Source organism: Nitrospira sp. Ecomares 2.1 (assembly GCF_965152585.1).
Window position 1 is genome coordinate 3045193 of the sequence record NZ_OZ224219.1, and the last position, 15435, is coordinate 3060627.

17 protein-coding genes and 1 tRNA gene are annotated in these 15435 nt (G+C 49.2%); 7 read left to right on the forward strand and 11 right to left on the reverse strand.

Annotation, left to right across the window (positions count from 1 at the left end):
* Positions 1–9: 9 nt before the first annotated feature.
* The 6 genes from ACWHYD_RS13335 to rplI form a co-directional block, all read right to left on the reverse strand.
* Complete coding sequence (locus ACWHYD_RS13335; RefSeq protein ID WP_447962518.1) at positions 10–294, reverse strand: thioredoxin family protein; 285 nt, start codon at positions 292–294, stop codon at positions 10–12.
* 139 nt (positions 295–433) lie between these two features.
* Complete coding sequence (locus ACWHYD_RS13340) at positions 434–1111, reverse strand: response regulator transcription factor (RefSeq protein WP_342347431.1); 678 nt, start codon at positions 1109–1111, stop codon at positions 434–436.
* Positions 1095–2231, reverse strand: coding sequence for a histidine kinase (locus ACWHYD_RS13345; protein ID WP_447962519.1), 1137 nt, complete (start codon positions 2229–2231; stop codon positions 1095–1097). The genes ACWHYD_RS13340 and ACWHYD_RS13345 overlap by 17 nt, the downstream gene beginning before the upstream one ends.
* 126 nt (positions 2232–2357) lie before the next feature.
* The gene (gene nrdR / locus ACWHYD_RS13350; protein WP_342347433.1) at positions 2358–2822 is read right to left on the reverse strand and encodes a transcriptional regulator NrdR; all 465 of its coding nucleotides are present in this window, start codon (positions 2820–2822) and stop codon (positions 2358–2360) included.
* A 45-nt stretch (positions 2823–2867) separates the two neighbouring features.
* On the reverse strand, positions 2868–4130 hold the full coding sequence (locus ACWHYD_RS13355) for a serine hydroxymethyltransferase (RefSeq protein ID WP_447962520.1): 1263 nt from the start codon (positions 4128–4130) through the stop codon (positions 2868–2870).
* Positions 4131–4133: 3 nt separating this feature from the next.
* The gene (gene rplI / locus ACWHYD_RS13360) at positions 4134–4643 is read right to left on the reverse strand and encodes a 50S ribosomal protein L9 (RefSeq protein WP_447962521.1); all 510 of its coding nucleotides are present in this window, start codon (positions 4641–4643) and stop codon (positions 4134–4136) included.
* A gap of 340 nt (positions 4644–4983) precedes the next feature.
* Between rplI and ACWHYD_RS13365 the strand changes: the two genes are divergently transcribed.
* The 5 genes from ACWHYD_RS13365 to ACWHYD_RS13385 all read left to right on the forward strand — a co-directional run bounded on the left by ACWHYD_RS13365 (position 4984) and on the right by ACWHYD_RS13385 (position 8136).
* Positions 4984–5493: a hypothetical protein gene (locus ACWHYD_RS13365; RefSeq protein ID WP_447962522.1), complete on the forward strand. Its 510-nt coding sequence runs from the start codon at positions 4984–4986 to the stop codon at positions 5491–5493.
* A gap of 5 nt (positions 5494–5498) precedes the next feature.
* Positions 5499–7010, forward strand: a complete 1512-nt coding sequence (locus ACWHYD_RS13370) for a hypothetical protein (protein ID WP_447962523.1) — start codon at positions 5499–5501, stop codon at positions 7008–7010.
* A 145-nt stretch (positions 7011–7155) separates the two neighbouring features.
* Positions 7156–7242: transfer RNA gene (locus ACWHYD_RS13375), tRNA-Leu, on the forward strand.
* 128 nt (positions 7243–7370) lie between these two features.
* On the forward strand, positions 7371–7676 hold the full coding sequence (locus ACWHYD_RS13380; protein ID WP_447962524.1) for a hypothetical protein: 306 nt from the start codon (positions 7371–7373) through the stop codon (positions 7674–7676).
* A 280-nt stretch (positions 7677–7956) separates the two neighbouring features.
* Positions 7957–8136 carry a hypothetical protein gene (locus tag ACWHYD_RS13385; protein ID WP_447962525.1) on the forward strand — a complete coding sequence of 60 codons (180 nt, stop codon included), beginning with the start codon at positions 7957–7959 and terminating at the stop codon, positions 8134–8136.
* A gap of 193 nt (positions 8137–8329) precedes the next feature.
* On the opposite strand, the gene ACWHYD_RS13390 is transcribed toward ACWHYD_RS13385, so the two are convergent.
* The 5 genes from ACWHYD_RS13390 to ACWHYD_RS13410 form a co-directional block, all read right to left on the reverse strand.
* Complete coding sequence (locus tag ACWHYD_RS13390) at positions 8330–10246, reverse strand: sodium:solute symporter family protein (protein WP_447962526.1); 1917 nt, start codon at positions 10244–10246, stop codon at positions 8330–8332.
* Positions 10247–10297: 51 nt separating this feature from the next.
* Complete coding sequence (locus ACWHYD_RS13395) at positions 10298–10711, reverse strand: hypothetical protein (protein WP_447962527.1); 414 nt, start codon at positions 10709–10711, stop codon at positions 10298–10300.
* Complete coding sequence (locus tag ACWHYD_RS13400) at positions 10705–11202, reverse strand: gamma-glutamylcyclotransferase family protein (protein ID WP_447962528.1); 498 nt, start codon at positions 11200–11202, stop codon at positions 10705–10707. The genes ACWHYD_RS13395 and ACWHYD_RS13400 overlap by 7 nt, the downstream gene beginning before the upstream one ends.
* 89 nt (positions 11203–11291) lie before the next feature.
* Entirely contained in the window at positions 11292–12596 is a 1305-nt protein-coding gene (locus ACWHYD_RS13405) for an NTP/NDP exchange transporter (RefSeq protein ID WP_447962529.1), read from the reverse strand.
* 174 nt (positions 12597–12770) lie between these two features.
* Positions 12771–13382, reverse strand: coding sequence for a hypothetical protein (locus tag ACWHYD_RS13410; protein WP_447962530.1), 612 nt, complete (start codon positions 13380–13382; stop codon positions 12771–12773).
* Positions 13383–13877: 495 nt separating this feature from the next.
* Here ACWHYD_RS13410 and ACWHYD_RS13415 point away from each other — a divergent pair, with 495 nt between their 5' ends.
* Both ACWHYD_RS13415 and ACWHYD_RS13420 read left to right on the forward strand, forming a co-directional pair.
* Positions 13878–14474, forward strand: a complete 597-nt coding sequence (locus ACWHYD_RS13415; RefSeq protein WP_447962531.1) for a hypothetical protein — start codon at positions 13878–13880, stop codon at positions 14472–14474.
* Positions 14461–15420, forward strand: a complete 960-nt coding sequence (locus ACWHYD_RS13420; protein ID WP_447962532.1) for a hypothetical protein — start codon at positions 14461–14463, stop codon at positions 15418–15420. Before ACWHYD_RS13415 ends, ACWHYD_RS13420 begins: the two co-directional genes overlap by 14 nt.
* Positions 15421–15435: the final 15 nt, after the last annotated feature.

Below are 15435 nucleotides of genomic sequence, written 5' to 3' on the forward strand. Positions count from 1 at the left end.
AGTCATAAGTTAATCATCCGCCTCATCCTTTTTAGGCTTTGGTTTGGCCTTCGCCTGCAATGCTTTTTCAGCACTCTCCCGCGGCGGAACACCGATAAAAATCAATCGTCCATTAATCAGCGTCGCGGGCGTCGCACGAATGGAATGTCGTTCCGCCAGTTCTAGGCCAGCCTCCGAGGAAATTTCAATTTCCCGGTAACTAAAGCTATATTTGACCTTCATACCTTTCCAGAGCGACTTCGCGCTGGGACAGGCTGCGCAGGACTTGGACACCAACAAGGTCACATTCGCCATTGTGTTCACTCCTCCTTAATAAACTCACTACTAGCGTCATGTTAGCACTGACGAAAATAGGCGGGCAAGGTAATAACCAGAAACCGCAATCCACTCGCTATGGGAAGGCGCGACAGACATGCACCCATGCTCAAGATACTTATATTTTCCGAGGCTCGAGTTCGATGATCCCTTTGCGAATGGCCAGGATGGCTGCTTGGGTTCGATCAAACACATGGAGTTTATGGAAGATATTGCGAACATGATTTTTTACCGTTTTTTCACTAAGATCCAGGACGTTGGCAATTTCCTTATTCGTTTTACCATCCGCCACTAATTGCAACACGGTAATCTCACGATCCGTGAGATCATGCTCAAGAATTCCACGCTTCTTCCCCTTGCCTTCTGACAGCAAAGAAAACTCGACAAGAATCTTACTGGCGACCGAGGGATGAATGAGAGACTCTCCACGCGCAATGGTCCGAATGGCCGCCACGATTTGCGCCGAATCGCTATCTTTGAGTAAATACCCTGTGGCCCCGGCTCGCACGAGATCAAAAATGTATTGCTGTTCTTCGTACATCGTGAGGGCTACCACCCCGATGTGGGGAAATTCCCGTTTAATAATACGCGTGGCTTCCACCCCGGTCATACCGGGCATACTGACATCCATGAGAATCACATCCGGCATGAGCAGTCGGGTTTGTTCGACGGCCTCTCCGCCATCTTTCGCTTCACCCACAACCTGGATATCGTCCTTAGTTTCCAGAATCGCACATAACCCTTCACGCACCACACGATGATCATCAACGATGAGGACTTTAGTTGTTTTTGGCATAAGGCACCTTTTCCTTTAATACCAGAGGAATGAAAATTTCCACCTTCGTGCCGGCGCCGGGTTTCGACACCCACTGCACGTTTCCGCCTAACATTCGTGCACGCTCCATCATACTTCTCACTCCGAAATGATCCCACTTTTCAGGATTCTGTCCTTCCGCCTTGACGTCAAAGCCCTGCCCATTATCGGAGACGAGCGCTTTCAAGACATCTTTCTTGAGCTCTACTTTCACAATCACCTTCGTGGCTCCGGCATGCTTGGCCACATTGCTTAAGGCTTCCTGGACCATGCGAAAGACAAAGACTTTTGCTTTCGGATCAAGTTGGGATTCATTCCCACTCCCTTCAAACTCCGTCCGTATCCGATGCTCCCTTTCATAGGCCTTCAGATAATTTGACAATGCGGGAATAAAGGCCAAATGATCATACTGCCCCGGCCGAAGATTATAGACCACCTCCCTGGCTTCCTGAATGGCATGCTTCAATTGCACGGTGGTCTGATTGAGCATTGTCAAACACTTTGGAGGATCCTCCGCCACCAGTTCACGGACACGCTCCATCTTCAGGCTTACTCCCACTAGAGTTTGCACCAGTCCGTCATGAATCTCACAGGCAATGCGGGTGCGCTCCTCATCCACAGCCCCTTCCGCTTCCTCCTTGACATACAAACGAAAAAGGGATTGATACCGGGTGAGAGTATTTTCAATTTCGGCAGAAGCCCGGATCCGCGCTTCAATCAATTGCCACATGAACTTAGCACTTGCACCACCCACCATTGCTAGGTGAGGGGCATGTGACTCGAGCAAGGTCTTCTCCACATCGGGATCGCCCGTCACGTCAATCACCAGATCCACATCTTTGATCTTGAGCAAGTCTTGATAGCGGCGAAGGACAGGTATTCCGATTTTTTTGGCGAGACGGACACCCATGGTGTGTGGCCGAATTTCACTCAACCCTACCACTGTGACCAAAGGATCTTCCGCAAAAATTTCCATAAGCGCAGTCCCACCATGCCCCCCACCAATAATCGCCACCCGGCTGGATGTCACTTTTGACTTTGATCGCCCTGGGCTACTTTTGGTGATACGTGCGGAACGAGGAGAGGATTTGGGGGATGGCATAGGTACTCACTTTCATGATCGGGAACAGGTTGAAGATCATTCTTAAGAGAAGATTCCTACCCTTGTCGCGTTATGACTCGGACGAAACGGGGGGACTCACAATCGGCCACGGACAATGAAAACGCCTCAAGATAACCTGGTGTCTTGTGTTAGAGCCCTAATGGTATCCATAAATTGATCAATGTCTTTAAATTCACGGTACACTGAGGCAAACCGAACATACGCAACAGGATCCAATTCTTTTAAGGCCCGCATCACTTCTTCTCCAACGGTTCGGCTTGGGACTTCCGTTTCTCCAAGGTCCTGAATGCGTTTTTCAATCCGATCAACAGCCGCACCCAACGCTCCAATACTGACCGGCCGTTTTTCGCAGGCCTTTTTTAGGCCTGCTAAAATTTTCGCCCGGTCAAACGGCTCTCGCCGATTGTCTTTTTTGACCACCATGGGAAGGTTTTCTTCGATTCGTTCGTAGGTGGTGAATCGCCGCTTACAACCCAGACATTCGCGACGGCGCCTGATCACTTCTCCTTCACGTGCGGTGCGCGAATCAATGACCTTATCTTCTAATTGATCGCAAAAAGGACATTTCACGAATGAGCAGCCCTTACCTTAAGGATGGAAGGCAGTGGAGGAAGGTTAGTATGGATGAAAAATCGGAAATCTTGAGCACAGGTCTTTGACATCACGCAGAATCCGTTTATGAACGGACGCTTCTTGGGAATGCTGGATGACCTCATCCATCAAGGAGAGAATCTGCTCCATCTCGGGTTTCTGCATGCCACGAGTTGAAACCGTCGGAGTGCCAATTCGAATGCCACTTGCCACAGCCGGTGGTTTTTCATCAAACGGTACAGCATTTTTATTGACGACAATTCCAGAGGCATTTAATGCGGCTTCCGCCTCTTTCCCTGTCACGCCTTTGGGAGTCAGATTCAAGAGAAACAAATGATTTTCCGTCCCACCAGATACGACCCGATATCCCCGCTTCAAAAAACCCTCAGCCAGTTCCCTGGCATTCGCCAGCACTTGTTGCTGATAGGTTTTAAACCCAGGAGAAAGGGCTTCTTTAAAAGCGACCGCTTTGGCTGCAATGACATGCATGAGGGGGCCACCCTGCGTACCGGGGAACACCATTTTATCGACGGCTTTGCCATGTTCTTCCTTGCACATAATCATGCCGGAACGTGGACCACGCAATGTTTTATGGGTCGTCGTGGTGACAAAGTCGGCATAGGGTACCGGACTAGGATGCAATCCGACCGCAATCAAACCCGCAATATGGGCAATATCCACAAGGAGATAGGCTCCAATTGATTTCGCTATCGCCTGGAAGCGAGGGAAGTCTATAATTTTTGAATACGCACTGGCGCCCACCACAATCATACGTGGGCGGACTTCCTGAGCCTGCTGCTCGACTACATCATAATTAATTTCCTCAGTTTCCCGATCTACGCCATAAGAAAACGCCTGAAACAGCTTTCCTGAAAAACTCACACGGCTCCCATGAGTGAGATGTCCCCCATGGGCCAGATCCATTCCCAGAATCGTGTCTCCTGGTTTTAAGACTGAAAGATAAGCAGCCATATTGGCTTGGGACCCGGAATGGGGCTGAACATTCACATGCTCACATCCAAAAATTTCCTTGGCTCTCGCAATGGCCAAATCCTCGACCGTGTCCACATGTTGGCATCCGCCGTAATATCGCCTGCCGGAATAACCCTCCGCGTACTTATTGGTCATCAGACAACCCTGGGCACCCAAGACCGCCGGACTCGCATAATTTTCTGAAGCGATAAGAACCAGGTTTTCACGCTGTCTTTTTTCTTCAGCCCGGATAGCCGCATACACCTCATAATCGGTGTCACGGATCGCTTTAAGTGTGCCGACAGAATGTCTCATCGCTTACTCAGTGCCCGCTTCATCGGCGGGAGCTTGGGCTGTCTCTCCTTCAGGAACAGTTTCTTCTGCATCTTTTTTCACAAGCGTCACATTAATTTTCGGTACCACATCCCTATGAAGCTTGATGGCAACCGAAAAGGTCCCCAACTCCTTTAAAGGCTGTGGCAAGTGAATTTTCCTTCGGTCCACTTCCACACCCTGAGCAGCCAATCGTTCGGCCACATCCTTAGATGTCACAGATCCGAACAGCTTGTCGTCTTTTCCTGTTTGCACTTCAAACGTCAGGGATATTTTTGACAAATTCTTCCCTGACTCGCCTAAAGACTCCAATTCTTTTTTGGCCTTTTGGTCGATCTGCCGTTTGACGTGCTGCAACAGTTTAACCTGTCGCTCTTCAGCCACGACAGCTTTTTTCCTCGGGAGTAAATAATTTCGTGCATACCCTTTTGCTACCGTCAACACGTCTCCCAAATACCCCAATCCTTCAACATTTTCTTGCAAAATAACCTTCATAACACACGTCTCCTTAGCCTAGCGAATAAGGGGAGCATCTTAAGACTGGGGGCAGAAAAAGTCAATGTAATTGCTGAATAAATCATTAGACTGAGCTTCTTCTTCATATTAATGACTCGCATCCACCCTTGTTCATGGTGCCCGGACATTTCTATGGATATGTTGGAACTTCTCAGTTGAAAATATGCTATGCTCGCGGAGACTTATTACACGTTAACACTTAAGCTTTAATTCAATAAAATAGATTTAGACCTAGAATCCATGGACTCCATCTGACTATGGTAAACGATCAGATTCTCCTTCAATCTGCCGTGTTCCGTGCCTCGGAAAACGTAAGATTATGAATTGCTTTAACCCACGTCGGTTAAACATCAACAGTTTTTTCCATCTCCTTTCTTTCGCCCTATTGGTCATAAGCCTTATAGCCCATCCTGGGTTAACCAGTGCCGAGGTAGGACTCAAGGAAGAAGAAGGACCGGCACTCCAACCATTCTCGGACCTTAATCTTCGCTTTTCCAATCGTCCGCTTACCCCGCCTGACTCACTCATAATTCAAACCATTCCACTTACCGGACTCTCTGTCGCAAGACCCTTTGTCGCTCCGAACCCCCAAGCGGTGATTTTTGAAGATGATCAACGGCAACGCGTCGCCGTCCTCTCGACCGATAACTCCGGAGCACTCATACTCTATTTACTTGAAAATCTCCCTCTTGATCCGAAGCTGCCCGCCCTGTTTGAATGTGCACATAATCGGGACTGCGAGGGTGATCGAACACCTCTCACCGGAGGATTGGGTTGTCTCGCCCTCTGTATCAAGGATCTTTTGGAACTGGCCGCACTCAATCAATAATTCTCATGAAACTCTACGATCTTCTCACTCTATCCACATCCCAACTTAATCACGAACGGGAAGTCGCCATGAGCCTGGGGTTAGACTCGCCTCTGGCTATTTCCGAAGCCCGACATCTTCGCACCGTGGGATCCCTTCACCTCTATAGCTGTGATGTTCTCCCCAAGCCCAGATTCTTGCCAGACATCCCTGTGACATTATTACCCGGCAATGAAATGGAACCCACTGAAGGCTATCTCCTGGGATGGCAAAATGGTTCACTTTTACTCCAGACGTTCGATTACGTTGGCCAAACCCTCCACCATTGCACCCTGATTCCCGACACTTCGGGATTCCTCGAAACCGGGGCCGCACGATTGTCCGATATGGCGAGCAAGCCTGACTCCTTTACACTCGGACCTGCCGAACGGTTAGTGCCCTGGCTAGACCCTGCCCCCCTCTCCAATCAAACGGCAGCAAGAGACAGCATCCCAACCACCGTGCTGACAACTATCTGGGGAGAGACGCGGCAAACACGATGGATAAAGCTGACGACATTAATCGTTGACCAAGTCCGCAAAAACAAGCGAATCCTCTTGGTCGCTCCGGATCATGAGACAGTCGATGAGTTAACAGGTGCAGTTGCCCACGCTTTAAAAATGGCGGCCCTGCCTTACCGAAGTTTGCTCTGCCGCTATGAATTACCCCTAATAAAAGATGCTGCAGGAATGCTTCTCCATGAATTTGGCTTTGAAGCACAGATGTCTTATTTTTTTTCCAAGGCCAACGCTAAAAAAATCTCGTTACGAAAAAAATATGACCGGTTCAGAGAACTGACTCCAATTCTGGCTTACAAACGCGACAAGCAAAAAGATCTGAACGAAGTAAAATTACTGGAATGGCGATTACTCACGCAACTCAGTGACTGGCAAGGGAAAGTCAAAAATATCGACAAGATTCTGGGCGACTATGAGGCGCTTCCCATTTGGAAACGGATGGGTATGCAGGTGGCGGGTAAGAACATCGACACGTTGGCCGAATACCGGGTAATTTACCGAGGCAAAATTCATGACCTCATGAAAGAAGTCGAAGTAGCCCAACGACGAATTAAAGAATTGATTCCCGAAGCCACCGTTCCCAAAGACCTGCGACCGGAATACGATGAATTAAAGGAAGAAATCAAACGATTGGGCGGCACCAAAAAAATTCGGGAAATGTTGTCCGCTGGAGAAGGGACGAACCGACAAGCATTCGCACAAAACAAACGTATCTTAACCTGCACTCCGGGCCGAATCCTCACCGACCCACTATTTCGAAAAGTTCCCTATGACTTATTGATCATCGATGATGCCCCACGCATCCCCGCTCCTCTCTTACTTGCTGCTACCGGGACCATTCGTGAGCGAATCATTCTCAGTGGCGACACTTCTGACCTGCTACCAGGAGAACCTGGAACGCCATCCTCTCCTTACCGCTGGCCACAAGCCTTTTTGGAAACCCTTCTGGGCCCTTCGGCTCAACCCACCAGCGTGGGGTAACTTCACGGAATATTTCCTCATGCCTGTAAAGCCAATGTGTCATTCAGGAAGAATGGCTCGGGTAGGATGGTTACAAAAAAACCGCAACAACAGAACAACGGTAACTTGACCGCATTTCCCTAAAAGATGATAATCGCACTCACGTGCCGAAGTGGCGGAACTGGCAGACGCACTAGATTCAGGGTCTAGCGCCCTCCGGGGTGTGCGGGTTCAAATCCCGCCTTCGGCACCATCTTTCTTAATTTTTTCATTTTTTTCCAAGCCATTTACACATAATTTTTCATCTTCACACTACCTGATACATGAAAACTCAGTAGCATGGGAATAGTAGAAGAAAAGCATTCACACAGGAGGAACAGCATGAAAGCGGGAATCCTTTTAACAGTCTTCTGGTTGATTCTTTTCTCCGGATTAGCATTTGCCCAGGGTGATGAAAACATGGGACCGAAGTGTCAGAAATTAGCGCATGAATTTTCAGAAGATCCAAACTCCCTCAACGAAATGGAACTCACCCAACTACAGTTCTGTGTGACCCAAACCATTGAACAACGACAGAAAACCAATCCTCCAGACCTGCTTAGAGGGACCATTATTGAGCCCCCCATGTCTTCCAATCCCTCAGACCCGAATACCCAGGCTCCCTCCCAACCTTCAGATATACAATAATTAAAAGACGCCCGGAATCCTTTTCCATAAGGACTTAAGAAATTCCCATGTTAAAAGGGTAAAATTTTTACCTTCACCCCAACCACAACATTTCTTCCTTCGGGCTGTCAGTTGCATGAAATCATTCGCCATAGCTGGAGATCCCGTCCAGATAGGTGTTGTTATTCACCTGCAAACACAGGAACCATGTAGAAACTTTTGATACGACTTTTGAGGAATGGAACACCCCTCTTCGCCCGCTTAATCTGGCAGATCACAAACAATAATCCGGGAGGTGGTCATGTGGATAGATGAAATGGATACTATTCAAACGTGGGTAAATGGGGAAGAAGTCATTCTCAAAAAATCCGGCCGAGAGTATTCCTACCGGCCGGCTAATGAAACCGGCGATTGGTTAAAGGGCCTTCCGGAGGGGATGGTGTGGGCCGATGCTCAAACCCTCTTTGACGATTCTCTGTAATCCTTCTACGCTTGGTTCAGCCTGAGGCCTTCCTCCTATTTCCCCCGGAACAGTCAAGCCGTCCAACCACCTCACCCGACATCGCTGAACATTCGAAAACGCTGTTGACCTTGAATTGAATTTCGCAAGGACAACTAGATCCTTAATTCATGTCTTTCGAAACCATACCTGTGGAGTCGTCATTCATCGTTCTCTATTTCACAGACGTCGCAGTTTCAGGGTGACGAAATCCGACGCTAATCCAAATGGGAACTAAGAGAGTCCCGACCACCAAAAGTCCGGCAATCCAGGCTTCTCGCCAAGGCATCCATTCAGGGGAAGGACTTCCAACTAGCCATGTCCCGATACCGGTGAGCAAACAAAAAATGGACAATGCCGTGAGCCCCATCGCCAGTATCGCTCGCCAAAATCGCCGGACCCCATCTTGCTGCTCAAACTGAACCCGACGTTCGATTGGCCCCCAAAATCCTGGAGGACGCGCGCGTCGATAAAAGTTCTCCAGGCGATCGAAATCTTCCGGCCCAGTCAACCAGGACACGGTTACCCCAATCACACCCGCTCCTATACCCATAATCAACAACCGCATTTCCTCTTGCTGTCCAGGAAGAGCCCACAATAACAGGGGCGCGATCAGAATAGAGGCGGCAATACAGGATAATTCACCCCAGGCCGTGATACGCCACCAGATCCACCGAAGCACCAACACCACCCCCATTCCCGCCCCAAGCAACAAACTGATTTGCCACGCAGTTTGAATAGATGACAACCACGGAAGAATGCAAAGCGCAATCATGAGAATCAGCAGATTACTCGCACGTGCGACCCAGACCAATGCACGTTGCGAAGGTGCACGCTTGAGCCAACCCTCACAAATAAACCGTCGATAAATATCATTAGTCCAAAAGGATGCTCCCCAATTCAAATGCGTATCGACCGTAGAGGCCAAGGCCGCCAACATCCCGACGACCATCAACCCTTTAATTCCGGGTGGTAACAATTCATGAATGCCTTGTACGAAGGTAAATTCACGATCCGCAATGAATTGGGGACCGATGATTTCCACAGATGGTGGAAACACCACAAGCAATCCCAAAGCCAAAGGCAACCAGATCAAACTCCGAAGCAGTACTTGAGCCACGGTAAACACCACGGCAGCGACACGCGCATCGTGATCGCTGCGGCAAGCCATGGATCGTTGAGCCAAATACCCTGTCCCATCTGCGTTCATTTGTAGGAGCCATTGAAATCCATAGACCAACAACACCAGCATGGTCGCATCCCTGGCACCGAAGGGGGTAAAAGCCAGAATTTCATTCCCGCTCAGGGGATACCCAGACGAAAATTGATTTTGAATGTGTTGAGTTAAGGACGCCAAGCCACCCACGTGTTCCACCACCACCCAGGCAAATACACCGCTGGCAACGATCCCGATTCCCAATTGCACTATATCGGTGGCAACCACACTCCGTAGACCACCGGTGGTGGAATACAACACCGTCACAGATACAATAGCCCCGATCGATAAAAGGTTATTGGCGGAACGCACCCACACATTGTCCGCCTCCAACCCGCCTACGGTAAAGGGAACACCCCCCCATTTCACAATGGAAACCAACATGTCAAACAGACCGGAGGGAAGCCACTGGTCCCAGAGAAGGAAGGGTTCCGCGAGGCGAGTGGCCGCCAACAGCACCATGGCTAACACCGTACAATTGACGATGGTGCCGAAATAAATGGCTTTGATACCCCGAAGCGCGGATGCCGCCCCATGTCCATACCGCACTTCCGTCAGCTCGGCATCGGTGAGCACCCCGACCCGACGCCAACTGGGAGCCAAGAGAAACCCCATCAGGAGAAAGGCCAAGGCAAAAATCCACAAACGCCAAAGCGCGAAAATACCGGCCGTGGCCACCAGCCCGGTGACGAGCAATGGCGTGTCGGCGGCAAATTGCGTAGCCGCCATACTTAAGCCCGCTTTCCAACCTGAAAGGCTGCGACCTGCAAGAAAATATTCTTCTAGATTTTGGGATGCAACCGCCCGTTCTCGAAACCCCGCTTGCAGGGCATAGAGAATAAAAGCTGCAAGAATTGCCCAATCCCATCCAGTCATAATTTTCGGCTCATCCTGAGAGAGGGTTCTATCAAGAATGAGGAATTCGGGCTATTGAACAAGGTTCCCGAATTTCCAGCCCACCACCGGCAACATTAATCCACACACCACGAGAACAAACCCAAGCCCCAGCACACTCCATCCGAGAAGCATGGCCCGCTCCCCTAACATGATCGGCGTGTTGGCTCGGAATCCCATCCCTGCTGGAGGCCACTGCTGCGTCACATGAATTCTTGATCCGATGTACATAACATACGCCCCCATTCCCACCGCCGGCATGCCCGCCAGCATGGTCACAACCAGAAGCCACATCCCAATTTGATGCCCCGCCGCATCGATGGATGAGAGTTCCGATTTAGTCACCTGGGAGAGATACTCCATCGTGAAATAGACCAGGGCTCCACCAAAAATGATCAACGTGACCAGCATCACCAGTAGGACCGGGCTCTTGGAAGGCTTCAGCATGCTTGAGAGTTCTCCGGAGGGTCCGTTAATTTCCATAATGTTTGCTTGCGGCCTTCCGGTAAACCCTCGGAAGTGATCGCTTCATAAAACAGGCGACAACGACTCACATATCCATCCAAGTGGACATCGCTGAACCAATCCATTTGCCACTGTTCTGAAGAAAGCAGATGTTGCTGGGCGACGGGTAAGACATAGGCATGAGCCCTAATTGTAAGGCCATCTGACCGATAGACCTCAACTAATTCCCTCCGATAGATCGGGTCTTCAAATCGATCCAAGAGCTCCCAGGTTTGGTGACTCAGATTCGTATAGACACGCCCCTGAGTGAGCGCCCCTTCCTGGGCAACCAATCCCGGATAAATACGGTCCGAAAAACGAAACTGCGCAAACCCCCGCGCTTCCGCCTTCACCCAAGGCAACGCCAGGCCGGTCACCGCTTCCATCACCTCAGGAAATTGTAACGTCCCATAGGTAAACAAGGCATCACTCATCTCATGACTCCAATGAATTTATCTCTGATGGCCGCTCATAAAAAGAGGTGCTCTTTCTCGCAGGGAAACATCAAACTCAATGACACCCTTCATTGTTGACGAATCGCTTCGTGTCGTCGTCCAAGCCATATACCAATGGCGACCCAAAGGCCCGCTATGGGCAATGCCGCAAATGACATGGCCGACAAGCTCATCCCCCAGCCATGGAAAATTGAGACAATCCCTGTCCCGGTCATATCGGCTCCGCGATGGACGACCGTATCAATCACGTTTTTCGCCTGGTATTTTTCCTCCCTGGGAACGACGGTAAAAAGAGTTTCTCGTGTCGGCTTGGTGATGGAAAATTCCCCTGCCCGCCGCAGGACACCAAACCCAATCAAGACCGGCAGGACTGTGACCAACCCAAACACCCCAAATCCAACGAATGATACCATGGGCATTACGGCCAACATGATCACGACACCAAACCGTGTCAACAACCATCCCGTTGCGAAAAACTGGAGGGTGAACGCTAGGACATTAATCCCTAGATCAACGGATGCGAACAATTGCATACGATCTTCGGAACTTGGCATGACTTGAGGAATTAATATGGTTTGCTGCGAATACAAAAATGTCGACAGAATGGAATAGCACATGAGATAGAGGGCAATGCCCTTTAAATAGGGCGAGCGAACAATGCGCAAGACCCCTATCCACAAACCTGGCGAAATGGCCTCAGGGTTCTTGATCGAAGAAAGATGTCGGTTGCCCAGATCAACTCCATGATGAGAGTGATACCATTTCAGCAATGCCAACATGCATCCTACCGCAATCAATAAAAACACCGCTGACACCAATAATAATCCCGAAACTCCAACTCCTTTTACCGCCATTGCCGTGATAAACGGGCCCGTCATGGCACCAAGGCTACCTCCTGCGGAAATACAGCCAAAGAGGCGACGGGCGGCGCCAGTGGGAAACACATCGGCCATAAAACTCCAAAACACCGACACAACGAATAAATTAAACACACTCAACCACACAAAAAAAATCGGCCCAAAGGATTGCAACCCGATTCCACTCTGCAAAGCCACAAAAAATATCAAAAGATTGAGGATAAAAAAGGCATACACCGTGGGCAATAAACGACGAATGGTGAAATGTCCCGCGACCCACCCAAATATGGGAATCACGGCTAACATCGTGACAAACACAACTGAAAACAACCACGGCAAATTATGGGCTCCGGAGAGCACTCCCATTTCATCGCGAACCGGCCGCAGGATGTAGTAAGCCGCCAACACACAAAAAAAATAGACAAAGGACCAGATGAGCGCAGGGAGTTCCTCGCGTTCAACCGGCACCACTCGGCTGATGAACCGATGAAGAAACTGTTTTAAAGATTCCGTCATTGAGATTCGTATTGGACACTATAACTGAGGGGCATGGATGGGTACATTAGGACGAATGCGGTCCCTAGGGACTTCAGATTTCGCACCTAAGGAAATGGGACTTAAAACGGAGAGGAACCGCAGAGGTTGCAACGATTGGGAGGTGAAGTCTCTAGGGTTCGAAAAAACCAACGGTTAGAGTTGATGGGAAGGGGAGAAGGACAGGAGGTGAGTGATTTTAGGATGATCAAGAATGGCTTGCACATGCGCCAAAAGCTCCTCCCGGTCTTCGAGTCGATCAATTTGCCGATGAATGACGTATGCCACCGTATTTAACGCAGCGTGCAGCGTTTCAGATGATGCAGGAGATGGAGAAGAACCGAGGTGTCCTAACGAGCCGAAGGAAGGCTCAGAATTGGTACTCGAACTGTCCGGCCATTCTTTCTGTGATGCCAGAAGGTAATGACGAGGCCGGTTTTGTAACTCAGCCAGCATGTGCTCAAGATCACTCAGGATAAGGTCAAGATCCTCTGTCTGACATTCACCAGACAACCCATGAGCATAGATATCCTCTCGGCTCCGGGAATCTAAGTGAATGCGGTAGCGACCCCTACTAAAAGCCCCCACAGACTCATCGATGAAAGCAAACTGCTGACATAGGATATCCCGTAAGTCATTTGACTGTGATGAGTCCATCCCATCTGAGCCGTTGTGGGACAGCCCTTGATGCTCCCAGGACATTGCCCTATACCGGAGAACTCCCTGTCGAAATTCTTCGAGACGATCAATGAACACACCTACCGTCATTGACTCTCACTCCTTACCAACTCTTCGATTTAAACTCACATGTGGAAGTTCTGGAGGCAAAGCCCCACTTGAATCCACATCTTGGGACCATCTGCCAACTTAATTGGAAGCACTACTTAAACTAGAGGAAACCTTCCGACAGGAACACCTAGAGCAGATCACTGAGGACGCACCATCTTCCTGTGACATTCAGGTCTTTAACATAGAAAAGGCCAACGGCACAAGTCAACCAAATTACATAACCAAATCTTCAAAAATTGAAGCATCTCCTTCATTCACTCTAAATTTAATATGAAATCGCCAACGAATCGCCTGCCTTTTCCGCCCAATTCATGAATCGAAGGAACAACATTTTCTCGCAACTTTCTCACTATTGAGTTCTCCCACTTATCATAAGATAATGGGCTTTCCCGTCACTTGTATCATTTGTTCCTTCACCTCAAGGGGAGAGACCCACATGAATTCCCCGGTCAACAACCCGCAAGGAAAGTTTGCATGAGCAAGCGGACCATTACCTTTATTCTTGTTGTGTACTTGATCACCATATGGGGGGCAGTCATATTTCGGATCGATTATTTTCCATTAACCTGGGTTCCCATGTATAGCGTGTACGAGCCCCGCGAAACCATATCAGTCAAGGTATGGGACAAAGACAAATATCGAAAAGGCCTCAAAGTTACTTCTCGGGACGGATCAACCGGTTACGTATCCTATAAGGATCTCAATATTCCCAAACCCAATTTTCGACGACTATATTATTCAAGAATGTTTGGCACCGCCCCCCCCAAACATAAACAGGGAAATATTGAATTGGGGACGATTAACCAATGGGTCCGCGGGTTAGAGGAAGATGAGCCCCGGTTTGAAGTTGATTGGGAATGGCGAATGTTTTGGACTCTCAACAAAACATTAGGACATGAACCGTCCGACCCTAAATTTATCATTCGAATAGAGGCCGACCATCAAAAGCGTGTGTACCGGAAGAAAGATTTACTACGGCAAGACCTTACCACCGTTCAAATTGACACGCGAGAAGCCTTGATCGAATGGCATGACGAATGGCTGCCAAGGTGGGAACATGGCATTCTGTAACCTCATCAGCCGTGGCTGGAATCAATTTTTCTTTAGAGGATTTTCTGGAGAAAGCCTTGGTCTGTTGCGGCTGTATATTGGGTGCGGTTTACTGTTTTTCCACACCTATCAATTCGCCACGGTCCTGACTCTCAACCCCATCGGCTCCAGAAATTATTTCCTGGACCCCATTTGGTATTTTCATCTGCTTGGGATTCAATACCATATCCCTGCCCTGTCATTTATCGTCTATGCACTCCTCATGAGCGCCACGGTCGGTATGATCATGGGGAAATGGACCCGGACATCAATTTTAATCGTTATCCTCTGTATTTTTTACTTAAAGGGGGTGAGAGACAGCTTTAGCGGCGACGTTCATCATCGTTATATCATTCCGATGCAAATGCTTTTCCTATTTCTGCTTTCCAGGTGCGGAGAAGTCCATTCTCGTGACTCACTCCATGGCACACACCCTCCTCTCCAGGAATGGGAGGCCAGTTGGCCCATTAAAATGATGCAACTCTATGTCGCTCTGTTTTATTTTTGGAGTGTCATTGCCAAAGTGCGGGTCAGCGGATGGGAATGGTTTTCCGGCGAAGGCCGAATCCAGGAGGTGCTGATCAAACGCTCTGTCCGATGGGGCATGACAGGCGAAGGGGAACTTGTCAAAAATAGCTTAAGCTTCGAGCTGGCCCAACGCCCGGATCTGATTCAAATTTTCTCCCATCTGGTGCTCGCGTTCGAACTCGGGTTCCCATTGATCCTCTTCATCAAATCAGTCAAGCTGCGGGCCTTCTTTCTGTCCGGCGTCATTATTTTCCACATTTCCTCCTTTATCCTTATGGATGTCAATTTTTTGTTAATCCCGTTTGTCTATCTCATTTTTTTCGATCTTGTTCCTATCCATCAATGGCTCCAAATCCATGCATGGCGACTTTTCAAACGTCGACCTTCCATGGCTGGTTAGGCGCTACCGCCTTAG